Origin of the sequence: Barnesiella intestinihominis YIT 11860 (genome assembly GCF_000296465.1) — a bacterium.
Classification (GTDB): domain Bacteria; phylum Bacteroidota; class Bacteroidia; order Bacteroidales; family Barnesiellaceae; genus Barnesiella; species Barnesiella intestinihominis.
Window position 1 is genome coordinate 1,095,656 of sequence record NZ_JH815203.1, and the last position, 25,944, is coordinate 1,121,599.

At 44.5% G+C, this 25,944-nt stretch carries 17 protein-coding genes and 2 riboswitches; of the genes, 7 read left to right on the forward strand and 10 right to left on the reverse strand.

The window, feature by feature from the left end; translation table 11 throughout:
- Positions 1–93: 93 nt before the first annotated feature.
- On the forward strand, positions 94–4,290 hold the full coding sequence (locus HMPREF9448_RS04375) for an acyl-CoA dehydratase activase-related protein (protein WP_008861386.1): 4,197 nt from the start codon (positions 94–96) through the stop codon (positions 4,288–4,290).
- Between the two features lie 12 nt (positions 4,291–4,302).
- Entirely contained in the window at positions 4,303–4,947 is a 645-nt protein-coding gene (locus HMPREF9448_RS04380) for a TetR/AcrR family transcriptional regulator (protein WP_008861387.1), read from the forward strand.
- A 107-nt stretch (positions 4,948–5,054) separates the two neighbouring features.
- On the opposite strand, the gene HMPREF9448_RS04385 is transcribed toward HMPREF9448_RS04380, so the two are convergent.
- The 7 genes from HMPREF9448_RS04385 to HMPREF9448_RS04415 form a co-directional block, all read right to left on the reverse strand.
- Positions 5,055–5,579, reverse strand: a complete 525-nt coding sequence (locus HMPREF9448_RS04385; protein WP_008861388.1) for a ferritin — start codon at positions 5,577–5,579, stop codon at positions 5,055–5,057.
- A gap of 196 nt (positions 5,580–5,775) precedes the next feature.
- The gene (locus HMPREF9448_RS14120; protein ID WP_008861389.1) at positions 5,776–6,744 is read right to left on the reverse strand and encodes a DUF4465 domain-containing protein; all 969 of its coding nucleotides are present in this window, start codon (positions 6,742–6,744) and stop codon (positions 5,776–5,778) included.
- A gap of 28 nt (positions 6,745–6,772) precedes the next feature.
- Entirely contained in the window at positions 6,773–8,956 is a 2,184-nt protein-coding gene (locus HMPREF9448_RS14125; protein WP_008861390.1) for a DUF5074 domain-containing protein, read from the reverse strand.
- 78 nt (positions 8,957–9,034) lie between these two features.
- Positions 9,035–12,790 carry a leucine-rich repeat protein gene (locus HMPREF9448_RS04400; RefSeq protein WP_008861391.1) on the reverse strand — a complete coding sequence of 1,252 codons (3,756 nt, stop codon included), beginning with the start codon at positions 12,788–12,790 and terminating at the stop codon, positions 9,035–9,037.
- A 140-nt stretch (positions 12,791–12,930) separates the two neighbouring features.
- Positions 12,931–13,131: riboswitch (cobalamin riboswitch) on the reverse strand.
- 38 nt (positions 13,132–13,169) lie between these two features.
- Positions 13,170–14,387, reverse strand: coding sequence for a hypothetical protein (locus tag HMPREF9448_RS04405; protein ID WP_008861392.1), 1,218 nt, complete (start codon positions 14,385–14,387; stop codon positions 13,170–13,172).
- Positions 14,388–14,393: 6 nt separating this feature from the next.
- A complete protein-coding gene (locus HMPREF9448_RS04410) occupies positions 14,394–15,563 on the reverse strand; it encodes a YncE family protein (RefSeq protein ID WP_008861393.1) in 1,170 nt (389 codons plus the stop codon).
- Entirely contained in the window at positions 15,563–17,563 is a 2,001-nt protein-coding gene (locus HMPREF9448_RS04415) for a TonB-dependent receptor plug domain-containing protein (protein WP_008861394.1), read from the reverse strand. Before HMPREF9448_RS04415 ends, HMPREF9448_RS04410 begins: the two co-directional genes overlap by 1 nt.
- A 106-nt stretch (positions 17,564–17,669) precedes the next feature.
- Positions 17,670–17,868: riboswitch (cobalamin riboswitch) on the reverse strand.
- 176 nt (positions 17,869–18,044) lie between these two features.
- Here HMPREF9448_RS04415 and HMPREF9448_RS04420 point away from each other — a divergent pair.
- From HMPREF9448_RS04420 to HMPREF9448_RS04440, 5 genes are read left to right on the forward strand one after another with little or no spacing between them, the layout of a single operon-like run.
- Positions 18,045–18,305, forward strand: a complete 261-nt coding sequence (locus tag HMPREF9448_RS04420; protein ID WP_008861395.1) for a DUF4492 domain-containing protein — start codon at positions 18,045–18,047, stop codon at positions 18,303–18,305.
- Positions 18,306–18,311: 6 nt separating this feature from the next.
- Complete coding sequence (locus tag HMPREF9448_RS04425; RefSeq protein ID WP_008861396.1) at positions 18,312–19,865, forward strand: cytochrome ubiquinol oxidase subunit I; 1,554 nt, start codon at positions 18,312–18,314, stop codon at positions 19,863–19,865.
- 6 nt (positions 19,866–19,871) lie between these two features.
- A complete protein-coding gene (cydB, locus tag HMPREF9448_RS04430) occupies positions 19,872–21,023 on the forward strand; it encodes a cytochrome d ubiquinol oxidase subunit II (RefSeq protein WP_008861397.1) in 1,152 nt (383 codons plus the stop codon).
- A gap of 58 nt (positions 21,024–21,081) precedes the next feature.
- Positions 21,082–21,684, forward strand: coding sequence for an IMPACT family protein (locus tag HMPREF9448_RS04435; RefSeq protein WP_008861398.1), 603 nt, complete (start codon positions 21,082–21,084; stop codon positions 21,682–21,684).
- Positions 21,685–21,690: 6 nt separating this feature from the next.
- Positions 21,691–22,311, forward strand: a complete 621-nt coding sequence (locus HMPREF9448_RS04440) for a sugar O-acetyltransferase (RefSeq protein ID WP_008861399.1) — start codon at positions 21,691–21,693, stop codon at positions 22,309–22,311.
- Positions 22,312–22,318: 7 nt separating this feature from the next.
- Here HMPREF9448_RS04440 and HMPREF9448_RS04445 read toward each other — a convergent pair whose 3' ends face one another.
- The 3 genes from HMPREF9448_RS04445 to HMPREF9448_RS04455 all read right to left on the reverse strand — a co-directional run bounded on the left by HMPREF9448_RS04445 (position 22,319) and on the right by HMPREF9448_RS04455 (position 25,942).
- Positions 22,319–24,058, reverse strand: coding sequence for a hypothetical protein (locus HMPREF9448_RS04445; RefSeq protein ID WP_195342710.1), 1,740 nt, complete (start codon positions 24,056–24,058; stop codon positions 22,319–22,321).
- A gap of 22 nt (positions 24,059–24,080) precedes the next feature.
- Positions 24,081–24,794 carry a YjjG family noncanonical pyrimidine nucleotidase gene (locus HMPREF9448_RS04450; RefSeq protein ID WP_008861401.1) on the reverse strand — a complete coding sequence of 238 codons (714 nt, stop codon included), beginning with the start codon at positions 24,792–24,794 and terminating at the stop codon, positions 24,081–24,083.
- A gap of 143 nt (positions 24,795–24,937) precedes the next feature.
- The gene (locus HMPREF9448_RS04455; protein WP_008861402.1) at positions 24,938–25,942 is read right to left on the reverse strand and encodes a phosphodiester glycosidase family protein; all 1,005 of its coding nucleotides are present in this window, start codon (positions 25,940–25,942) and stop codon (positions 24,938–24,940) included.
- Between the last annotated feature and the right edge of the window lie 2 nt (positions 25,943–25,944).

Below are 25,944 nucleotides of genomic sequence, written 5' to 3' on the forward strand. Positions count from 1 at the left end.
TATCTCTTTCAAAATTTATTTATACATTTGCGTCTGACAATACAGTCAGACATATAAGACAAACTATATAGTTAAACTTAATTTATCATTCACATGCAAGGGGAAAAACAGTACAAAACAGGACTCGATGTAGGCTCTACAACAGCCAAAATAGTCATTATCGATGAATCCGGGCAAACCGTTTTCTCTCGTTATGAAAGACATAACGCCCAAGTGAACGATCTTCTTTCCGCCTATTTTCGGGAAGCCCGTCAAGAACTGGGCAACATCGAAACCTCTATCGCAGTTACCGGCTCGGTAGGCATGGGAACAGCAGAACAGCTACGAACCGAATTTATACAAGAGGTCGTAGCCGCCACCCGGTACGCCCAGCAACTATATCCATCTGCTTCGGCTTTGATCGACATCGGCGGAGAAGATGCCAAAGTCGTTCTCTTTCAAGGGAACCATATCGACCTTCGCATGAACGGGAATTGTGCCGGTGGTACAGGTGCGTTTATCGACCAAATGGCCGTACTGTTGGGAGTAGACATCGAAGAACTGAGCCGATTGGCTTTGCAAGCAGAGCATATACACCCGATAGCTGCCCGCTGCGGAGTCTTCTCCAAAACCGACATTCAAAATCTAGTCAGCAGGAACGTCCCGTTGGGCGACATCGCCGCCTCCATTTTCCATGCCGTTGCAGTACAAACCATCGTAACATTATCGCGAGGCTGGACATTCCACCCGCCTATTCTGTTATGCGGTGGTCCCTTGACCTTCATTCCGGCCTTACGAAAAGCATTCGCCGATTATCTGCATTTGCAAGAGAGCGACTTTATTCTTCCTGCCAGCGGGAACCTTCTTCCCGCATTAGGCTGTGCCCTATGTGCCACGGAAGAAAAAGCAGTTTCTTTATCGACATTGGAAAATCTCATATCCCGAAGCACCAATATCACAACAAAAAACAGCCTACCTCCGCTATTCGATTCCGAAACGGATTATGACAACTGGAAGAAAGAAAAAGCACATTATAACTGGCCCTCTGCCCCTCTTGTTCAAGGGATACAAGAAGCCGTACTGGGAATCGACTCAGGATCGACTACCACAAAAATAGTCGTGACAACCCCCGACGGCGCTATCCTTTTCTCGCACTACGCCCCCAATTTGGGGAATCCGATAGAAGCCGTTCGAAAAGGATTGACCGAATTAAAAACGCAATGCGATAAAAACGGGACGGTATTAAACATAACAGGCTCCTGTTCGACCGGATATGGAGAAGAATTGATAAAAGCGGCTTTCGGCCTCGACGGAAGCATGATAGAAACTATGGCCCATTACCGGGCCGCCCGACAAATGGCTCCCGATGTCTCTTTCATTCTCGACATCGGCGGACAAGACATGAAGGCTATTTTCGTCAAACAAGGAGCTATCACTCGCATGGAACTGAACGAAGCCTGCTCGTCGGGATGCGGTTCATTCATCGAAACCTTCGCCCGCACATTGAAATACAACGTGTCCGATTTTGCCCGTTCCGCCTGTATGGCTTTGCACCCTTGCGACTTGGGCACACGCTGCACCGTCTTTATGAATTCAAAAATTAAACAGGTTTTGCGGGAAGGAGCGACAGTAGCAGATATAGCCGCAGGGTTGTCCTATTCGGTCGTAAAAAACTGTTTGTACAAAGTCTTGAAGTTAAAGGACGGCAAAGAGTTAGGAGGAACGATTGTCGTTCAAGGAGGAACGATGCATAACGATGCGATCGTCCGTGCATTCGAATTGGAAACCGGTAAAAAAGTCGTACGAAGTAATTTACCCGAATTGATGGGAGCATACGGTTGCGCTCTACTGGCCGCTTCTCAAAAATCGAATTCGCGCACGATAAACCAACAGCTCGAAACTACCGGATATACCAGCCGACAAATTCAATGCAACGGCTGTGAAAACAAATGTTTCGTATGCCGCTATACCTTCCCCAACGGTAATACGTTCTTCTCGGGAAACAAATGCGAACGAATTTTCACCAATCGGGGGGAAAGCGAAAAACCCGGACAGAACATATATACCGACAAATATGCTTTGTTGTTCGACCGGGAAACTTCGGAAACAGGCAACAGAACCATAGGTATACCCCGTGTCCTTAACATGTACGAGAACTATCCCTTTTGGCATGCTCTCTTTACTCGCTGCGGTATTCGGGTCGTACTGTCCGATATTTCAACTTTCGTCAGTTATGAGAAAGCTCTCAACTCGGTCATGTCGGACAACATCTGTTTCCCGGCCAAATTAGTGCACAGCCACATTCAAAACCTGATTCACAAGAAGGTGGAACGCATCTTCCTGCCATACGTTGTCTACGAGCACGAAAGCGACAAGAAAATGAACAACAGCTACAACTGCCCCATCGTCACCGGGTACTCCGATGTCATACGCAGTTCCATGTCGCCGGACATTCCGGTAGACTCTCCGGCCATCACTTTTGCCGACACCGGCTTACTCACCAAACAATGCACGAATTACCTAAGTTCTTGGGGCATATCGAAAAGAGATGCCGAGCAGGCTGTGAAATATGCGTTGAACGCCCAAAAACAATATTCGTCAGACATACGCCAAAAAGCCGAAAACATTGTCAGGGAAAGCCGCAGAAAAGAAGAACCGGTTATCTTGCTTGCCGGACGCCCTTATCACACCGACCCGCTCATACAGCATAAACTTTCCGAAATGATAGCCAATCTGGGAGTAAACGTCATCTCGGACGACATAGTTAGAGACAACTCCGAGATAGAGACCCAAGACATTTATCTCATCAAACAATGGGCCTATATGAACCGAATCCTGAAAGCCGCAGAATGGACAGCCCGGCAAGGGAACGATATTCAATTCGTACAAATGACCTCTTTCGGCTGCGGACCCGACGCCTTTCTTCTCGACGAAGTAAGAGATATTCTACATCGTAACGGGAAACCCTTCACGCTTCTAAAAATAGACGATGTAAATAACATAGGTTCTCTGAAACTAAGAGTGCGTTCTTTGGTCGAAAGCCTGAAACAAACGCCGCTACGCGGAACGACAGAGAAATTCCGTACAACAGAAGTCTTTCGCAAAAAAGATCGAAACCGAAAAATCATAGCCCCTTTTATGTCGGAATACATCACACCTCTGTTAAAGCCGATTTTCAAATTGTCGGGGTACGACATAGAGGTATTGCCACCGAGCGATGCCTCCTCGGCCGAAACCGGTTTGAAGTACGCCAACAACGAGGTTTGCTATCCGGCCACACTCATTGTGGGCGATATTATCAACGCTTTGGAATCGGGGAAATACGATCTCGACAACACGGCCGTAGCCATTACTCAAACCGGAGGACAATGCCGTGCGACCAATTACTTGGCTCTTATTAAACGAGCCATGCTCGATGCCGGATTCGGAAATGTTCCCGTAGTCACGTTGGGATTAGGGCGAAAAGTTTCCAACGAACAAGAAGGCTTCGAACTGAAATGGCAAAAGATATTGCCCGTCGCACTCAATGCCCTGCTCTACACCGATACGCTTTCTAAATTTTATCATGCCTCGGTAGTCCGGGAAAAAGAACGGGGAGCCGCGGCCCGATTGAGAGACAAATATTTAAACCTCGCCGAGCGTCCCATTCTCGAAAACGAGCCTCACAAGTTAGTGGAATATATCCACCTTGCAGCCCGAGAATTCAACGATATCTGTATGGACAAAACCTGTCCCAAAATCGGTGTAGTGGGAGAAATATTCCTAAAATTCAATTCCTATGCTCATCAACACGTCGTACGCTTCTTGTGCGAACAAGGTATAGAGGTGGCCCCTCCCATTTTATTGCCGTTCTTTATGCAAGGATTCGTGAACCGCGAGAACAAGGAAAAACTACTCTTAGAAAAGAAACGTATACCTCATTTCCTATCCGACTTATTCTACCGATACATCGACAAACGGATAGCCCTGTTTAACAGAACGGCATCCACATTCCGGTATTTCACCCCCTTTACCGACATCTATGAAGAAGCGGAAGAGACGAAAAATATTGTCTCGGGTGCAGCTCAATTCGGCGAAGGCTGGCTACTACCGGCCGAAATCATAGCGTTCACCAAACAGGGTATAAACAACGTCATATCGTTACAACCGTTCGGCTGCATCGCCAACCACATCGTATCGAAAGGGATAGAAAAGAAGCTGCGTATGCTGTATCCTGAATTAAATTTATTATCTTTGGATTTTGACAGTGGGGTGAGCAGCGTAAACGTAACGAACCGATTATTACTTTTCACACACAATTTAAGTGCCTAAAAACAAACGACTATGAATTCAACTTCAACCATCGCTCACCAGAAGACAGAGCAAACCGAAAATATAGAATCGCGTATTATCGAGGCGGCAAAGCAAGAATTTATAAAAAAAGGATTCGAGCAAACATCGATGAGCGATATTGCAGCGGTCGTAGGGATCAACCGTCCCACCCTACATTATTATTTCAGGACAAAAGATAAAATGTTTCAAGCAGTTTTCGCCTCGATCGTTGCAAAATTTTTACCTCATATCGATACTATTTTTTCGACTCAGCAATCGTTCTCTGAAAAATTAGAAGATGTTATCGACGTCTATGTATCCATTTTCTCGACAAATCCTTTGCTCCCCAAATTCATCATAGGCGAAATTCAACGCGACGCCAACCATTTAATAGAAACTTTTTATAGTTTAAACCTCGATCAATATTTGAAACACATCGGAGAATTTCTTGAAAAAGAAATGGAAAGCGGAAACTTTAAGAAAGTACCCCTCCCCTTTATATTCATGACACTTTACAGCCAACTGGCTTTCCCTTTCCTCAGTAAGAACCTTACCATGAAACTCTTTTTCAATGAAGACAAAGATACATTCAATGCCTTTCTACAAGAATGGAAACAACACATTATCTCGCAAATCACCTATCTTTTGAAACCGTAAAAGACAAAACGAAAGGGGGTGTCATAATGAATGATGCACCCTCTTTGTACATAAAAAAAGAAGGGGCGCATTGTGGCGTCCCTTCTTTCGTATAATACAAAACCAAGCTATTCGGCCGATGTAGCCAACGGGGCAGGAGTCGTATAAACACGAGCTTTCAACTCTTTGTCGAGCATATACAACCCGAAACCGTTATCTTTAATCATTTTCAGGCTATCAATTAATTCCTGAGCATTAGCCTCTTCTTCAATTTGCTCGTCGACAAACCATTTCAGCATATTGGCAGTACCGAAATCTTTTTCCTCATCGGCAAGTACACAAAGGTCATGAATCAGGGCGGTTACTTTTCTCTCATGAGCCAACGTATCTTCAAAAGCTTCGAGAGGCGATTTCCATTCGGTCTTCACACCGGCAATAGGAGCCAACGTTACTTTACCACCACACGAGAGCACATATTTCATAAATATAGTAGCATGAGCTTGTTCCTCTTGGAACTGTATAGAAAACCAATTAGCAAAACCCTGATTCCCAGCCGCTGCAAAATGGTTGGACATCGAAAGATATAAATAAGCCGACCAAAACTCGGCATTCACTTGGGCATTAAGAGCCTCTTCCATTTTCTTGCTAAGCATAATTCTATTGTTTTTATTTATTGTTTTACAAAAATATAATATAAAATTAGAACAAATCTAATTTTAATATTTTTTTATATAACCGGGCTCTTATTTCTATAAAAACACGCCCCCGTCGAATCACTTCGCCGGAGGCGTAATACCCTATGGCAGTAGGGACTTAACTAATAATTTATCATATACTTCTTCTCAGAGTTCATTTAACAATCTTAATACTATATCCGCCGCAACGCACTACATAAACGCCAGCGGGATAAGCAGACATGTCAATAGCACCCGATCCTTCTACGAGTTGTTTCATCACGAGAGTACCGCTCATGTTATAAACAGCAGCTTCGACCAGCTGAGCCGACTCTACACGAACAGTCCCGTTAGAACGGTCGTAATAAACTTTCACCTGAGCAACCACACTTTCTTCAACCGACGAAGGCTCGGTCGAAACGGTAAGTTTATCGAGACAAAAATACGTCGGTGTATTGATGCCATAATCACCCACATCGCTCGACTCCATCGTAAAGTAAATTGAAGCAATCTGTCCCAATTCACTCAAATCGACCCATTCCCAAGTATCGTTCAATTTCCAGTCGTCGGCATTCTCAGAACGGAAATCGGCCAAATAATATTCCACGGTTCCTGTCTCTGTGCCTTGCTCATCGATACCGTGAGCAACTAATTTAAACCAATCTCCCTGCTCGAATTTAGTCGAATATGGATTCCCCTTCTCAATAGCATAATAGACATAAGGGTTGTTGCATACATAACACCCTACGGCATAATATGGAGCGGAAGTGTATACCTCGCAAGTCTTCGCATCGGAGGTCGATTCGGTATAGGCATCCCAATATGCCCCTAAATAGGGAGTTCCCTCACCGGCAAAGCCTCCCTTAGCCATACAGCCCCATTGATCATCGGTACCTGCCGATGCCGATATGGCAGTTACCTTGCTGGCAAAGAATCCATTTGAATAATTGGAATAAGGAGAAGCGTGCGAAAACATAAATTCTTGTGAATAAACAATCGCATCATTATTAAAAACATCTGCCCACAACCCAGTCTCATCATACTCGATAGGGAAGTCTCCCGGATTCGACAAATCTAAAACGATGTTTTCCGCAAAAACCGCACTGCATACACAAACGGCAAAAACAAGTAATATTTTTCTCATGTCAAAAAAAAATTTAATTAGTTAATATTTATTGTTTGATTATTCGAATATACTCAGTTCTATCGTTTGCACACACCGACAACACATAAATACCTGCCGGTAAAGAAGATACATTCAAACGAGACTCCGACTCGACCATCGTATCGCGATAAACAGCTACACCTCGAAGATCGAATACGGTCAATTCTGCGCCAACACAAGCTCTCACCGTCAGAATATCCCTGACAGGATTAGGAGAAGCTACGATTTTCAAACTTTCTGCCTCCTCGATTCCACTAACTTCGGTTACATGTACCGAAACCATTTTTGTCTCTACCCGTCCATTCGAATTGACCGCTAACGTGAAACTCGTATCGCCCAATTTCTCGCCGGAAAGAATCAAATCATATCCCTCGATTCGGGCAGAAAGAATAGAGGGGTCTTCTACCTTGACTGTCGAAACGATCGCCGCAGAAAGATTATCGGCATCGGAAACACTCTCTAATAGCGAAATTTTTACAGGAAAACTACCCACCGACAAATTATCGGAAATAGAGATAACCGGATATTCATTATCGGGGAATACCGGCATAGCCGGGAACCAATAGTATTTCTCAGGAAGTAACGTATTCAACAACTCGCCATTCGTCCCGTCCACTATGTGAATCCAATTGTTCATGTAATGGGACAGATAACCCGATTCCGTAGAAGTTACCACGACATTATCGGTCTGAGGATCCACTCTCAAACCCGCACCATAGAACATCTGCACATACTCCCCGTCTTGATCGGGCAAAGTAAAAAATGATGCATTCAATTCATCGGTATCTATATTATAGCGTACGACTTTATTTTTACTTTCATCGGCAAAATAAAGAAGGTTAGATTTATATGCTGCGCATAAACTCCCGGCATTCCATGCCCCCCATGTATCGGCGACCCGACAACCGGAAGGTAACGACCGAGTCCAAGTTTCGAACGAAACCGGATTTATTCTAACCAACGCATTCCCATCGGCAGCCCAAATATTTCCATCTCGCCCCAACACAAGTGTCGCGATAGACGGAAGTTCGATAGTAGTTTGTAAGGTGTGGTTTTCGGCATCGATCACCAATACTCCCTCCGATTGTTTCGCAGCAAAGACATATTTACCGGCTCGGACCATAGAACCTATCTGACCCGAATAAAGACCTTCGTCATTCGAGGTCCCTTCTATCACATCGCCGACCTTCATGTTTTCAATATCGAAAACAAAAATTCCCGATGAACTTCCTATATATCCCGTCTTCTCATCTACACCCAAAAAGGAACGGCCGTCACCGCCGCCTATTTGATCAAAAGCCGCTATCTTTTCCAACGACAAGGCATCGGCCACGACCAGTCGCCCCCCTGTCGATTCTTCTTCGGTCGACTTCGCCTGTTTGGAAATCAAAAAGAATTTTTCACCGTAAATCGTTCCGAACTGCGTTGTGACACCCAACTTCTCATCGGGATTCTCCCGACGGAATACCCGGTAAAACATTCGGCCATCATTCGTCAGGAAATTAATGGTTCCGTTATCCCAGCCATACCAATCTTCATTGACAAAAAATATCCCTTGCAAATAATCGACAGTTTCCTGTATATATGGTTCTACCGCTACGGCATTGGCATAATCCGGTGTATCGCTACCGGGTTTATCGTAATAAAATATATAGGTATATCGATTTTGTATCGGCATTTTATTGATTTCGGTCTCAGCCTCGTTTCCGCTTTCGCTTCGAGCCAAACAATGCCATGCTCCATCTTCCGAGACCGAAGGCGAATTCCAATGGTCCTCTTTGTCGACACACTCCCATTTTTTGTAATTGTTCGGAGTCGCTGTAAACTGCCCCGTAGCATTATACTTAGGATAGGTCGTATCGCCGCCGACAACCAATGCAATGGTATTCTCTCCATTCAGGTCGAACCCCAATCCATCGACCGTGTAACCACCTTGCCGGCGCATCAGAGAAAACAAACGAGGGTCCGTTTTCACCACATCGTTCAACATTTCCACGATTGTAGTTTCCTCCTCCCCTTTATAGCCCCACGCCAACGTTTCGGGCGTTTTCCCGTCGTTCCAAGCGATGACTAACATGACTTCGACATTCCCTTCTCCTATCCAATAATTTATATCCGAAAAGGAAACGGCACGAACCGACATGGACCAACTGCCGAAAAAAGCTAAAAAAAGAAGTAAATATTTTCTCATCTTTCTATTTTTTTGGAAAGATGTCCCGGAGCCGAAACTCCGGGGACATCTTCGTTTTACTATTTCACAATCATAGACTTATCGCCTACAATCTTCTGGTTTTACATAAACTTTCGAAACTTCGATCGAACCGTCCTCATATACAGTTTTCACAATATTGATACCTTGTACGGGTCGAGGCAAAAGTTTCCCGTCCACCGAATAATATTCACGCAAACGCACCTCCTTTTCGACAGCCGGTTCATCGATACCGGTAGCCGTCGTTACCTTGAACAATATGTTAAACTGTTTATCCGACGTTGTCAATACCAAGTAGTAATAAGGATCGTTCGGCAAATCTTCTCCTTCACGAATTACGGTCACTTCGTTACCGGAGTACGACACGGTCAACTCCTGATCTTCGACAGGAAATCCGCTACGTATCAACATGGCCGAAACGCTATCGGTATTAACGACAGTCCTATTAAACTCTATCACGAAAGTTTTCGTATCGGGTTTAACGTCCAACGCTTCCCCGCCATCGAAACTCATCGACGGAGTAGTCGATACTATTTCCAATTCATCTAACCACGGCATGATTACGAAATCCTTCCAATAGGTGGTCTGGGCATAGAATTGACAAGTTTGGGCAGGGACATAAATCCGGCAGGTTGTCGGCACTTTGGTAAATGTATTGGAACTTGCACCGGTCGGCGGTGTATTGTTAATATAGATACGTTCCAAAGAAGAACAACCATTAAACGTATAAGTGGAAACCGAAGCTATTTTGCCATTGGCAACTACTTTTTTTAACTTAGCATCATTGCGGAACAAACTCGATCCCAACGTAGTTATCCCCGTTCCCAAAACAGCTTCTGTCAAACTGGAACAGCCATAGAATACCGAAGCTCCCAAAGAGGTTACTTTATCGGAAAGATTTACCGAAGTAAGACTTGTACAACCGTAAAATGCATTCGTCCCGATAGAAGTTATCGATTCGGTAACCGGCAATGATTTCAAGCCCTTACAATTATAAAAAGCAGAATTGCCGATAGAAGTCACTTTTTCCGAAAGTTCTACATTAACCAGATTCGTACAGCCGTGGAACATATAATTCGGCACAGAAGTAACGCCACCCCCTATTTTTGCAGATTCCAATCCCGTACAGCTTTGGAACACATAAGTTCCCAGTTTAGTAACCCGATCGGGAATAGCTACCGACGTTAATTTCGTACAGCTTTTGAAAGCATAATCTTTTATCTCGGTAATGCTTGCTGTCAGCGGTAACTCGGTAAAGGCCGTACTTTGGAAAGCATATTTGCCGATCCCAGTAATATTCTCCGGCAGAACTACCGACGTCAAAGCGGAACAGCTGCTAAACATATAATCGGGAATAGAGCTTATACCTGTACCCAAAGTCGCCGATGTCAACTTCGTGCATTTCTCAAAGGCATAACTACCAATCGAGGTCACACTATTCGGAATAACAAGCGACTCTATCGCAGAGCAACCCGAAAACACATAATTACCGAGCGAAGTAATCTTATCGTTCAAAGGAATATCGGACAACGATGAACAACCACTAAACGCATTTTTTCCAATCTCTGTTACTGACGGACAAGATATCTGCGTTAACGCAGAACATGTATTAAACGTATAGTCACTTATTTTCGTCACACCTGTCCCGATAGTCACTGTTTCCAACGACTTGCAACCGCTAAATGCATAGCCGCCCAATTCGGTCACGCTATTAGGAATATTCAACGTTTGAACCGATACACCATAGAAAGCCCTGCTGCCGATCGACTGCAAGCCATCGTTAAAAGTTATGGCCGTTAAAGGATTATTATAAAAAGCCCAATCACCTATCGTTCTCACCGTAGCAGGCAAAACAAGAGAAGAAATTTTCGCACTGGCAAACGCACGTTCTCCAATAGTTTCGAGAGCACTTCCGAATGTTACGGATTCCAACTTCTTACAATCGCTGAAAGCATAATTACCGATAGCGGTCAAACTATTTCCCAACGAAACGGTGGCCAAAGAAGCACACTTGTTAAAGGCATAGTTACCAAGAGTACTCACACCGTCGGGTAATACGACCGATTTCACAGCAGTCTCGGCAAAAGCATAATCGCCGATTGTTTTCAAGGAAGAAGATGAACGCTCCTGTGTACCCAAAGTCACCGTCGCCAAAGAACTGCAACCGTAAAAAGCATAATTGCCGAGCGTTTCGACCCCATTCGGTATCGCAATTTCAGTCAAAGCGGAACAGCCGTTAAACGCGGCTTCGCCAATAGCCGAAACATTTCCTAATCCGACAGCATTCAAAGCAGAACAACCGGCAAATGTACGAGTACCCACCGAGGATACCGTAACCGGCAATTCCACCGATTGCAAAGCCGAACAGCCATAGAAAGCCGAATCGCCCAATAAAGTCAAAGAGTTCCCCAGAGCAGCCGAAGCCAACTTCGTACAGCCCTTGAAAGCCAAAGCCCCTATCGATTCCATATCTGCCGGCATACTTACACCGGTCAAAGCGATACAATTCTCAAAGGCCGAGCGACCTATACTCTTCAATCCTTCACCCAAAGAGAGGGTTGCCAAAAGAGGACAATCGCCGAAAGCCTCATTACCGATCGAAACCGTTTGCTCAGGCAACTCCACAGATGTCAAACGGCTGCATCCGTAAAATGCCCCTTCGCCGATTGTTTTCAAAGTCGAAGGAAAAGTAACCGAAGTCAATTTAGCACACCCCATAAAAGCCATATCGTCGATACCGACTACTGTGTAAGATTCTCCCTCTATCAGGATAGTTTGGGGGATCGTCAAAATCCCCGAAAAAGAGGCATACGAATCGTCATACACCACGAGGGCAGTTCCCGGTTCCTCTCCCGGAGCGGCTATTACCGATTTATCGCCGACAACGAGCGTAACCGTATCGGTAGAAATCGTATCGAGCATGTTGCTCACCACACAATAATAACGCCCAGCATCGGAAGTTTCCGACGAAACGATCGAATAAGACGACGCTTCGGCATCTTGTATAGCTACTTCGTCTTTGTACCACTGGAAATACAAACTATCACCTTTGAACTCAGGGGCAAAAGTTACCGATTCTCCCGGAGAAACCGTCACATCTTCGGGTTGGACTTTCACAGAAGGAGCTGTCGGCCCGTTTTTAGGAGCCGGCGCAAGAGGTTTCCACGGTTGAGACGACATGTTTACCGCAAAATTCCAACCGTCCCAACAACCGTCGGTCAACTTACGACCCGTAATTCCGGTCCCGGAGTATCCCCAAGCATCGCTATCACTCGATTTCAACCAATAAGACCAATACCCTTGATACCAGCCCGATTGCCAATAGTCCTCGGGATCGGTACAGGTCCAACCGTCATATCCATACGACGAAGAAAAGATTATCCCATTCTCATTAGGGGAAAGTGTTACTCCGTCCTTAGTAATGGAAAAATCGCCACTTTTGTTAACATCGTACCCAAAACCCGATACAGTGCTACCATACGCCGTTCCTGTTTCGGTCATAATGAAAAAACGAGGGTCGGAAGCGGCGATTGCACGCGCCATCGTTTCGCCGGTAGCTTCACCGTCCCAACGGAATCCCCAAACCAACGCCGAGGTTTCACCCTCGGCATTCCATTGTACGACGAACGCGGCGCGGTTAGCTCCTTCGCCAGACCAGTTTTCGATCATGTCCATCGTGAAAGTTCCATCGGCAATCGCCCTCGGCGATACCATCTGCGGCTTTGCCGTAGGGTGCGGACGACCTTGCACAAGGACTTGTGCAGGTAATTGTAAAACCGCAAACAGCAATACCATCAAAGCATAAATCTTTCTCATCTTTGTTAAACTTTTAAGTATTAAATAAAAAACAAATAGTTCTTTCTCATTCAATACTTGCAAGATACACCACTTATATGCTTCCAAAACTTTCCCGGACTTCCCGGCATTTTTTTGTCACAGCTCATACCTCGCAAGCTTTTCGGACAATACACACGGCAGGTCTTCTGACTTACTCCGGTAACCGAGGCCTTCCCAATCGTCATAATCAGTGGCTTTCAGTATTCTCGGGACCTTTTTATGGAGCTTACAGCAGCGGGACTGTTCGGGACTTACACCCGATTCCCTTTTAATCGGCGAACCTTTTTCAAGTAGCCGAACCTGTGTGCACTATATTTTTTAAGTTATTTTCCTCTCGTTTCTTTCTATTTTTTCATAGTCATTCTTCTATATGTAAATCGGTAACACCCATTACTTCGGTCGAACATTCGCCCAACCAACCGTTGAATTGGTTCACTCCCGTATAAATTTTTATGAAATCGACACCCGGTAAATCGACCGGATTACCTTCGCTATCCACCGCCCAATCGATTTTAAAATTGGACTTTTCGCTACTGTTGGGGTGATTATCCGCATAACCCCAATCGTATGCGTAAAGGACATAATAACTCCCGTTTCCACTCTCGTCGATAGCGTTATCGGCAAGCCTGCTCCCTTTGAAAGTTATCGAACTTTCCGAAATCCATTGTGGATAATACGGTTGCTTATGGAAAGTGAGTTGCGATATATATCCTGTATTTCCATAATTGTCGGTCCACCGGACATACGTAGAATCCGTGATATTCGGATTGGAACAAGTCACCGGCTCCTTGTTTTCATCGGGTCGATAGTAGGTTATTTCATAATTCTTCAAAGTCTCCTTTTTATAATATTCGCTACCGGCCAACTCGTACCATTCGTCATCGGGAACGCCATTCCCGTTCCTATCGACCGAGACCATCACTATCCCGGGTTCGCTACTACCTCCCAACGGGGCATCGGGACGAGGATTGTCATTGGCATAAAATGCGTTACCCAATATTTTGAAATCGTATTCTCCCGGCCGATTGACAATCGTATGGTCGAAACCGACGACAATATATCCGCCGTAGCCTCCCAACGTGACCATCGTACGGGCGTCGTATGCCAAACAATCTTCGACTTTCTGCCGCATAGATTCTTCGGTATCTCCCTCGGTATATCTCGGAAGCTCATTGACGAACTGTCCCGGTGCAGGGCGATATTCATAAACCTTAGTTATGTAAGGGCTATAAGCTACCTCTTCTTTGCGAACGACAATACGCATAAGATGGGTTATGGGATTAGCCGCATCATAAATCTGGAATCGCAACCGATATGTTCCCGTTTCACTTGCTACAAACGTATAATCGCGTGTCGTCGCCACAATCGAATCGGTGACAGATACCGAATCGGACTCGTAAGAAAGAGCCCATTCGTATCGTTCTCCGGTAAAACCCGGGTGTAACGTCAAGCCCTTCATGCGTTCCACTACATACGTATCGTCAAGCCCTAATGTAATCATAGAAGGATTATCGGACTGACAAGAGGCTATCAGCAAAATCAAAGCCATCGACAAAACATACCACACTTTCTTCATATCGGTTTATTTATTTTTATACAAAAAAGCCATGTGCGCCGGAATATCCCCGGTACGAACGCTCCATTTTCTTATCCCGTCCCGTCCATAACAATGCAGATTTCCGCTCGACACGTAATTCTTGGCATCCGTTACATAAACGTCTCCGGTCTCGGGATTTACTTTCAATCCATAAGGGATTTCTATATCGGTTTCCGTACCGTCCTTAATAAAACTATTTGAAATCAATTCCCCGGTACGAACATCGATAATACCGTAAGTAACATTATTTTCTTGCGAAATATTACTCCACTCCACGCTATACAGATAAAGCGAATCGCCGCAAATATCCATCTCGCTGCAAGAGACATTCAAAGTATCTCTCACCTCCATGCGGTTTGTACGCTTATCTTTTTCCAGAACGAAAAGACGGGAAGGAATCTTCTCATAATCACCCCGAGATGAAACCCATAATTTCCCGTATTTATCCGCCCGGATACGATGCAAGTTAATTCCTACGGGAATCTTTCGTATCTGTGTCATTGTTTCGATATCGATCACCGAAACCGTATTATCATAATTCGGTTTACGATAACCGCCTGAATTAGCCACATAAATAAGGCCGTCTTGAATGACCAACTCATCGGGTTGATAACCCACCGTTACTTCGGCCGTAATTTCGAGAGTAGCGGTATCGACTTGAAAGACAGCTCCGAGCTGAGCATTCGGGTCTATCCCTACCGGACCTACATAAGCCGAAACATAAGCAAAACCTTTATCGAAGGCGATATACCGGCAATTAGGTATGTCCACTTGTCCCAATCGCTGACAAGAACGAGCATCGAGGACTTCGACTTTATGCGAACAGTTGATAACCGCATACATCTTGGAACCATATATCTGGACATCGTTACCCACGTCACCCAACTCCTTTACCACGTTAGGATTCTTCTCGGCATACAAGTTACGGACATAATAGCCGTTTTCGAAATCGACGAAATCGAGCGAACATTTATTCGAACCCATATTCCCCTCGTTCAACAAATAAAGTCCGGCATAATCAGACCGGCTGTTGTCTCCGAGCGGCAATCGTTCATATTCCGCCAAGATAATGACCTCGTCTTCCCGACAGGAAGTCATCAACGATATTCCCACCAGCAGGATACACGAAACAATATGTGCGACAACCGATCTCATTACAATTCAATGGCAATTCCAAAACGATAGTTACGCATGGGCATAGGATAATTAAGAACGACGTCGTATGCCTGATCAAACACATTATTAACCTCGGCCGTCACTTTCAGGTTCACCGATTTTATCCGAAACGATTTCACCAAAGATATATCGCTCGTGTACCACGGCTGCACATAATTATATTCGATATTTTCTTGCTGATTGTACCGTTCCCCTACATATACGAAACTATAATTCAAACTCCAATCGTCATAGCTCAAATTCAATATGGCCGATCCGCTATGCCAGGGTATATACGGAATCTGGTCGCGGTAATAGTTATCCCGAGGACTGGTTATATCTATCGCCTCTTGATAGGTGTATTGCACCTTCGTCATTAAACTTATTTCATACGGCAAACGGAAAGTCGCCGTAGCCTGAACGTCGACACCCCGGATATCGACTTTACCGAGATTGAGCATAGTCCACCGGAACTGCTGTCCTTTGGGATAGGCGATAATCTTGTCGGAAACGAGGTTATAATAAACGTCGGCCCCTGCATGAAACCCCGAAAGGAAACCCGTTTTCGGAGCGACAGCATAAGTAAATCCCACATTGTATTGCGTAGCGCTCTCGGGCTTCAACACCGAGTTACCCATATCGGCATAGTACAAGTCATTGAAGGTGGGCATGCGATATATCTGTTTATAAAAAGCGCGAAACACCCAATTATATTTTTTAAACGGTTGATAAGAAAGAAATACCGCCGGAGTCACTTTACTTTTATTAGGCGCTTTTACTTGTCCCGATGCTTTCTCATCGACCAAAGTCGCCAAAACACTGGCCTGCATTTTCAAACGGTCGGCAAGAGAAAAAGCCGTTGCCGCCGAAATCCAGTGCGTGTACCGGTCGGCAGACATGTACTCCGACAAACCGTTCCACTGCATGTCGTATGCCACCGAGACATCCCAATTTCTGAATATCGAATACTTATTGGCTACCGAGACATAAACCTCTCGTTGTTTATACTGGTTGTCGACCCGCATCAGCTTATCGTCGTTATTCATATAATGGGTATAATCGAAAGCATACTTGGCATTCACCTTAATCCCATATTTGCGGGTAATATCCTGTTGATAGACACCCTGCACGAAAGAATTCCGGTCCCACAAACGCTCTCCGTTGCGCCACACGTTATTGACGATAGCCCCCGGAATCCCCCGCTCGGAACTATAATGATAAACATAGGCTTTCCAATAACCGTTGGGCAAGTAACCTTGCAATCCTCCTTCGAACCGAACGGCATCGATGTCTCCGTTTTTACGGGTAGCCGTGGTATCGTATGCCGTCTCTCCCGAAGGAGTCACCCGCCGGTAACGGAATTTATATTTCCCGCTCGAATTGATCCACTCGCTATTGAATGTCATGCTGACCGTCTCGCTAAGTTTATATTCAAACAAAACCGAAGGATTCAGCAAATCGAATGACCCGGCCTTCACAGATGCTTTCAAATGCGATTTTTCTCCCGGTTTAAATTTAGGGCGACGTGTCGTCAAATAGATAGAGCCCGCCGAACCGAACTCCCGAGCAGACTGGAATATCTCGCTTTTTTGACCGTTATACAACGATATTTCCTCTATATTTTCAAGCGAAAACTTGCCCAAATCCACTTGTCCGTTCTGAGCATTTCCCAACTGAATTCCATTATAATAAACACCCATGTGGTTTGTACCCATGCTGCGAATGTTGACAGTTTTCAATCCTCCCACGCCACCGTAGTCCTTAATTTGCAAACCGGAAAAATAACGTATGGCATCGGCGACCGAAAAACTATTCAACGCTTTCAGTTCCTTTCCGGTGAGCTTCTGCGAAGGAATCACTTCGTTATACCGGTTGGCGGTAACCATTACCTCTCCCAATGTCTGTATCGAGTCAAGAGAAGAAGAATCGGCATTCGCTTGTCCCACACCACAAAGCAGCGACACCATCATACCCCACACACATCGATAAAAAGTCTTCATCGGCCTATCCTTTCATAAACAGCCTTCGGGTATAATGCCTAAAAATCCATGCAAACAAGCGGCTTTATATTTACTCCGCAGATTCACAAGCTCTACCCCACGAAAGCTAATGACAAACAGCATGGCAGGTCTTCTGACTTACTCCGGTAACCGAGGCCTTCCCAATCGTCATAATCAGTGGCTTTCAGTATTCTCGGAACCTTTTTTGGAGTTCACAGCAGCGGGACTGTTCGGGATTCACACCCGATTCCCTTTTCATTCTACACCCCGACCGGGGCTTTGAAACCAATGCGTTGCAAAGGTAACATAAATTATCGACTCCTTTCTATTTTTTATTAAAAATATTCCAAACCAAACATACAATCCAATCGTTACTTCAAAAAAATAGAAATTTATTTTATCCGAAAAATAATGTGTACAAATTTGTATTAATCATAAATTTTACCGAATATTGTGAACATATTCGTTGAAGATAATACGCATGGAGGAAAACAAGATTTTGAAAAACAATAGTATCCCTCTGAAAATCTGGCGATTTTATATGGAAGGATTTCGAAGCATGACCTTAGGTAAAACTCTTTGGGCAATTATCCTCATCAAGTTGTTCATCATGTTTTTTATCTTGCGGTTATTCTTTTTCCCCAATATCTTGCAACAGAAATACGATACCGACGAGGAAAGAGCCAACCAAGTCATCGAGAATCTCATTACTCCGAATAATCCTAAAAATCAACAATCATAAGTAACCATGAACGATCTTTTTTCCCTTGTAGATTGGTCGAGAGCACAATTCGCACTCACCGCCATTTACCACTGGCTATTTGTTCCCCTTACATTGGGACTGGGAGTAATCGTGGGTATAATGGAAACCATTTATTACCGTACCGGCGACGAACGGTGGAAAACGATTACCAAGTATTGGATGACCCTTTTCGGGGTCAATTTTGCAATCGGAGTAGCAACGGGGATTATCCTCGAATTTCAGTTCGGCACGAACTGGTCGAATTATAGCTGGTTCGTAGGCGATATTTTCGGAGCTCCCCTTGCCATAGAAGGAATCATGGCCTTTTTTATGGAAGCAACTTTCATCGCAGTCATGTTTTTCGGCTGGAACAAAGTCAGCAAAAGATTCCATTTGGCCTCTACATGGCTCACGGCAATAGGCGCTACCATATCGGCTCTTTGGATATTGGTGGCCAATTCATGGATGCAATACCCTGTGGGTATGAAATTCGACCCGGAAACTGCACGAAACGTTATGGACGATTTCTGGGCACTGGTACTCTCACCCGTCGCTGTCAACAAATTTTTCCATGCCGTCTCGTCCGGCTGGGTATTGGGCGGTATATTCGTAGTGGGGGTAAGCGCTTGGTATCTGATTAAAAACCGGGAGAATTTCTTAGCCCGTAACAGCATTCGTGTGGGAGCATGGGTAGGATTGATAGGCACGCTCGTCGTAGCCTACACAGGCGACGGTTCCGCTTATCAGGTCGCAGACAAGCAGCCTATGAAACTGGCGGCTATGGAAGGAGTTTACAACGGTAAAAACGGACAAGAACTCATCGCTTTCGGGATACTCAATCCCGACAAGAAATACGACAACGACGAGAAAGAATTTCTTTTCGACATACCCATACCCAAACTGTTATCCATCTTGGCGACCCGGGAAATCGACGGATTCGTTCCCGGAATCAACGATATTATTAACGGAGGTTACGTCGACAAAAATCTGAAAGGAGAGGAAATCATCGCTCTTTCCGCCCAAGAAAAGATGGAGCGAGGCCGTTTAGCCATCGCAGCTCTCGCCGACTTCAACACCGCCCGAAAGGACAACGACACAGAGGCCATGAACGAAGCCAAAACAAGGTTAGAGGCAAACTATGAATATTTCGGTTACGGATATATCGACTCGGTAGAACAGCTCATTCCACATGTGCCGTTCGTATTCTATTCGTTCCACATCATGATTATTTTAGGAGGCTATTTCCTCTTGTTCTTTATTTTCATTTTGGTGTTATCCTATAAAGAGAAATTGCAAAAGTTGAAATGGGTGCTATGGATTGCCGTTCTAACGATTCCTCTCGGATATGTCTGCTTGGAGTCAGGCTGGATCGTAGCGGAAATGGGACGCCAACCGTGGGTGATACAAGATATCATGCCTACCTTCGCAGCGATCTCTAACATCGAAGTGGCCTCGGTGCAAACGACATTCTGGATGTTTGCCGTACTGTTTACCGTATTGTTGATCGCCGAAGTAGGCATCATGTTGAAACAAATAAAAAAAGGAACCGAACAAAAATAAAAAACTATGGAACTGAATGAATTATTTTACCAGAACTACTGGTGGTTTCTTATATCGCTGTTAGGTGCGTTACTGGTATTCCTGTTGTTCGTACAAGGCGGTCAATCCCTATTGGCAGTCATGGGTAAAACCGAAACAGAGAAAAGCATGATGGTGAACTCCTTAGGCCGCAAATGGGAATTTACATTCACCACCCTCGTCGTATTCGGAGGAGCGTTCTTCGCTTCGTTTCCTCTATTTTATTCGACCAGTTTCGGCGGAGCCTATTGGTTATGGATGGCCATACTGTTCAGCTTTATCATACAAGCCGTATCATACGAATACCGTTCAAAGAGCGGGAATTTCCTCGGGAAAAAGACCTACGACACCTTTCTTTTAATCAATGGTATCGTCGGTCCCGTATTATTAGGTATAGCCGTAGGCTCGTTTTTCACAGGATCGGACTTTATCGTCGACAAAGGGAACTTGACAACCATAGGCTCTCCGGTTATCAGCAGTTGGACAAACGATTGGCACGGGTTGGAAGCTATTCTCGATGTCCGTAATCTCTTGCTCGGATTTACTGTTCTATTTCTTGCCCGTACGCAAGGAGCCTTATATTTCATGAACAATATCAAGAACGACAGCATTTTCGAGAAATCCCGGAAACAAGTATTATTCAACGGCGTTTTATTCGTTATTCTCTTCCTGTCGTTCGTTACAGCGACCCTGTTGGCCGACGGCTATGAAGTAGCTACCGATTCGGGCATTATCGCCGTTCGTCCCTACAAATATTTCTTCAATCTCGTGGAAATGCCGTGGGTGGCTATTCTGTTTTCGGCAGGAGTCGTTTTGGTGTTATACGCCCTTATCCATTCCGTTTTCGGTCAACATTTCACAAAAGGAATCTGGTTTTCGGGCATAGGAACGGTCTTAGTAGTTCTCAGTCTGTTTTTCATTGCCGGATATAACCATACGGCTTATTATCCCTCGTCCGTAGACATACAAAGTTCACTGACGATTTACAACAGTTCTTCCAGCCTATTCACCTTGAAAACCATGAGTATAGTATCGTTACTTATCCCATTTGTTCTCGCCTATATCGTTTACGTCTGGCGAGCTATGGATGCCAAGCCTATCACTGCCCAAGAAATGGAAAGCAACGAACACAAATATTGACACTTGCGTATTCGCAGAAAAGAGCTTACTTTTGTTCATTAAAGTAAGCTCTTTTTTTATGGACGATACCTACCTCACCATATCGCGCACATCGGAAGGAATTTATAAAGAAAAGATGAGTAAATTCCTTGCATTCGCCATACCGGTTTCATCGGTGGAAGACGTCAAAAAGCAACTCGAAAAATATCAAAAGGAGTATTACGATGCTCGTCATGTCTGCTGGGCGTATATGCTCGGGCCCCAACGAACCGATTTTCGCTCGAACGATAACGGAGAACCTTCGGGAACGGCCGGAAAACCTATCCTCGGACAAATCAATTCGGCGGGACTAACCGATATTCTCATTGTCGTCGTCCGATACTTCGGCGGAATAAAATTAGGCACGAGCGGACTAATCGTCGCCTATCGCGAAGCCGCCTCCGAAGCCATTGCCGCGAACGAAATAATCGAACGGCAAGTCGAGGACGAGGTACATTTCGGATTCGAATACCCTCTGATGAACGAAGTTATGCGTATCGTCAAGGAAGAAGGCCCCACCATCGTGTCTCAAATATTCGATATGGATTGCGAGATGACCCTACGCATACGCCGTTCGCTGATGGACAATTTAAAAAAACGTTTATCCAAAGTAGACGGAGTTCATTTTATAAATGAAGAATAAACAAATATGACAGAAAAAGAGAAAATGGAAAAGGGGGAATTGTATGATGCCGCAATCCCCGAACTAATCGAACAATTGCTATCTACCCGAGATAAAATTTTTGAGCTCAATCATCTGAGACCCTCTCAATTAGAAAAAAGAGAAAAACTCATTCGGGAAATCATCGGTACTACACCCGAAAAATTCATCATCATATCGCCTTTCTTTTGCGACTATGGGCATAACATTCACTTGGGCAAAAATTTCTTTGCCAACTACAATTGCGTTATGCTCGACGAGGCTCCCATCACCATAGGCGACAACGTGTTCATCGCCCCCAACGTGAGCTTCTATACGGCAGGTCACCCCTCCGATGTCGAGCGACGAAACGAATGGCTCGAATACGCATGGCCTATTACGGTCGGGAATAACGTATGGATCTGCGGAGGAGTTACCATCACGCCGGGCGTGACCATAGGAGACAACAGTATCATCGCTGCCGGGAGTGTCGTTACAAACGATATTCCGTCCAACGTCATCGCCGGAGGAAATCCTTGTCGGGTTATACGCGCCATAACCGAGAAAGACAAGCTCCGGTCATTCAGTTGGGAAGAAAAAAAAGCCAAAAAACAAGTTAAACCCGCATGACGGAAACTCATTCGTCTTGCCCCTCGTACCGATTATTATCGCTCCACTTTAATTGAAACGAAGGACGGAGCGATAATATCCACGGCTGGTCGGTTTCAAAATCGAAATCCGTCCTATTCATATAAATAGGACAAGGAATATCGAGCTTGTCTTTCATTTCCGTATCGGGGAATAATTTATAAGGAATCGAACGCCGTTCCAATTTATCGAGAAACGAGTAGTTCCGGGTATACAGCTTCGCCTCTCCCGGCGAAGATTCCATCTTTTCCAACACATAATCTATCGTTTCCTTATATACGATATTCTTAACCACTAAGCCAGACAAACAGATAAAAATGTCGGCAGAAAGCAACGAAAGAATCAGTATATGCAGTCCACGGGAGAAACGGGTTTTCAACCCGAACCGTTCGGCATAAAACAGCATAACGAACGGGAATAGATAGAAAAAGGCGACATATCGAGCCCACCACCCCGACGGAAGAATAACCAATGAAACGAGCAAACCGACAAGAACCGACAGATACCAACGTATACGACGAATATGCCCCGTACAAACGAACAAAACGATAGACAACAAAATCGCTTCGAAAAAGAATATACCGAATCCTCCGATTCGAACATCAGACGCGACCGATGATAATATGTCGATTTTAGAAATCCCAAACACATGTATGTCTTCGGACAGCATATCGTCGGAAGGATTAGAAGCCACCGATATTAAAGCCGCCTCGGCATTAGATTTCCCTCGTATCGCTGGCAATACCTGACAATCCATAATATCGACTTTACCATTCCCCGAAAGAGGATAAACAGGAGAACCGTGCTCTTTCCAATTAGTCAGATAGGGATTGTATGCACCAACACCAATCCCTGACAAAACAACGACCGCACATACCGCAGTCAATCGAAAGGAATGTTTATAACGGCTTTTTCTCAACAATGCAAAGAAACAGATTCCTCCCCACAACACGATCCAAAAGAAAATATTGAATTTTATCGTCGGAATAAAGAACAATAACAATAAGTCGATATGCAAAGCCCTTTGTATCCCTTTCACAAAAAAGAGATACATGTTAATAAGAAAAATAACCAAAAGCGTATAAAGGGTCCAATCTATATAATAGGTACACATCTGATTAATCACGACCGGATTGAGAGCAACCACCAAAGCAATCCATATGCGTAAATATTTATTCATCGTCGGCAAACAATAACATAAGAATAAATAGATATATACTATGGAAGAAAATACGAACCATAAATTCAATACTTTACCGGCATCCAGATTCCCCATACAGGCAACAATCGTAGCTGCGATTGTTTCGATTCCTCTCGGATAATGCTCTACCCATAAAACAGTATATCCATCGATAAGACTAGGGTTACACGCAGAAGAATAGATCGGGTTCCACCCGTTCACCAACTCCCGAATCGTACAAGCATGATACCATTGACCGTCGAACGACCGATCGTAAATACAAGCGGATAACCCAAGAGTAACCGACAGTACGACAAGCACGGCAACAATCGTGGTCCACCTCACGCATCCCCGGATTCTCTTATCGGAACACTCCCATAAAACCGATATACATACAGCAATCGGAAAAATAAAACTATTTATTTGCAAACCTACCCATAAAGATAGCACGGCCAGCACATAACTGACCAAAGGTATCGCAATCAAGAGCCGGGCGAAAGACTCCATCGAAGTGGTTTTATCCGTTGAAAAACAGTGAAAGAATTTCATCTTTATGGATTCTGGCAATCGGTCATAAAATTTGTTTTATTTCAGAAAGGGAAGTAGCGATATAATCGGGGCGGGCTCCGGGAATAACGAGATTATCCCGGTTAAAATAAATAGTCTTCCAGCCGGCATTCATGGCTCCCAATATATCGGCATCGTAATTATCGCCGACAATCAATGTTTCCGAAGCCGCTGCCCCCACAATCTGCAAAGCATAGTCGAACAAACGCCGGTCGGGTTTGGTAATACCTATTTCATCGGAAAGAATCAATCGCTTGAAATAATGAGAAATACCACCCGACTCCAATTTACGGGATTGAACCTCGGCAAAACCGTTGCTCAATATGTACAAGGGATAGCCTCTTTCCGTAAGATAATCCAACAATTCGACCGCTCCCGGAACCAATGTTTTCTGCTGAGACAATACATCGAGGTAGCGATCGTTCAAGGCCATGATAAACTCCTTATCCTCGGACATTTTACTACCTGCATGCCGAAGCGGACGAGAAAACCGCTCGACTATCAAATAATCTTTCGTTATCCGATTGTGATGATACAACTCCCACAATTCGTGATTCGTCGCCATATACAACGACTTGAACCGGTCATAATCGGGAATCTCTTTTTTCAAAGCAAACTCATCGTAAACTTGCCGCAAAGACAACACAGAATTTGCCCTGAAATCCCATATTGTATCGTCCAAATCGATAAATAGAACCTTACATAGCAATTCAGACATACTCTTATTATTTGGCACAAAGATAGCGCAAACAAAAGCCGAAACAAAAAAATTTGTTTCGGCTCACAAAATTTATTTTCACACCTCTACACACAGATATTCAAAATCTTCACATGAATCGATATTTTCATACGGTATCACATTCAGTCTTTCTCTACGATAGCCAATCCATTCCCGACAGCTCTGGGAGAACCATCGGAAGGACGATTACGAACAATAAACGAAGCCTTCGCCTTTTCATCTTCGTCCCGCAAAACCATTATCGAGGAACCTCCCCCGTCATAATTCACGGCATCATAGCTACCTATTCCCCACATAAAATCGGCCAATTCGTAAATATCCAATCCCTCGGCATAATTCGTTCGCCGGCCATCTACCACCACGACGTACAACGTTTGTTTGTCTTCCGACAGTCCTATTGCCGTACGGGGGTGTGTATCGCACAAATATGTACCTATACTGCTGATCCCGTCATTAAATACACCTCGTTTAATCAAACAGCCCAAACCGCCCAATGCTTGATAAATATCGGCTTTATGTTTGATAACATTGCTGGCAATATCGATATCCACCTTTCCGTCCTTTGTCATATAGACCGTAAATTCATGATTGGGATCTTGCCACCAATCGCTCAACGGATATCCGTCTTTCCAAAAAAGATGTTTCGGTTTAATTAAAGTCGTTTCACCTTTCGAGTCTTTTTCATACACCCAAAAACCACCGTTCACGGCAACATGCACCCGACGTCCCGAATTTTCGAGATACTTCGTTTGTTCGGGAATCGTATTGACTTTTGTCGGCATGGTATTCACTTCACCGAACGGTGTAGTCGTCGCAATAGTCAATTTATTCACGTCGACTTCCGCCACATAAGCATGCTGGCGAGCCTTAGCTGTATGAAAATCAATCTCGGAAAATACCAATCCCGGATACCGCTCCTCTGTCGTCACCCGATTTACTTTCACCACCAAATCGGTACGACTCAATATTTTCTTCACCAAGATCGAAGTCGTATCGGTCGTAACCGGGAACGAAGGGGTATTATCCCCCTCTTTCGAAGGTTCGTCTTTCGATCCGCAAGCTACAAAACCGAATATCAAACCTATCAATAAAAGTTTGCTCCAATAATCTCTGCCTAACTTTATCATAA